General features: G+C 81.9%; 1 protein-coding gene. It reads right to left on the reverse strand.

The features are described from left to right. On the reverse strand, positions 1–525 hold a 525-nt coding region (locus NWP10_RS12290; protein ID WP_258301090.1), incomplete at both ends, for an agmatine deiminase family protein.

The raw sequence follows: 525 nt of genomic DNA on the forward strand, positions 1-525 counted from the left end.
GCACCGCCGAGCCCAGGGGCACCGTGTCCACGAGGGAGCGGGGCCCGATCTCCGCGGGGTCGTGCTCGGGCGGCAGTGCCCCGCCGGGCACGGTGCGCACGCGCAGCGGCCGGCCGGCGGCGTCCGGCGCGTCCTGCAGGATCCGCAGCGCGGCCGCGCCGTGGAGGTGCTCGGGGTGGAAGCGGTCCGCGCGCCAGTGCACGGCCGCCTCGCCCCCGCCGAGCAGGCGCACCCACGCGCCCAGGTGACCGGCCCCGCCCCACGGCCCGGTGGGGATGCGGGGCACGGGCGGCAGCCACACCACGCGGGTGATCCCCAGCAGCGCCGCGAACTCCGCCTCCACCTGCTCCGGGGTCCACGCCGGGTTGGTCCGGCCGTCCAGCACGGGGTCCGCGGCGACCACGGCCGTCCCCTCGCCGTCGGCCACCCACGCGTCCCGCGGGGCCCGCAGCATCGGGGTCAGCAGGGGCAGCCCGGCGGCCGCGGCCACGGCGGCGGCGACGCCCGCGTCCCGGGGGCCGGGCC

This window comes from Micrococcus sp. HG099 (genome assembly GCF_024723355.1).
Classification (GTDB): domain Bacteria; phylum Actinomycetota; class Actinomycetes; order Actinomycetales; family Micrococcaceae; genus Micrococcus; species Micrococcus endophyticus.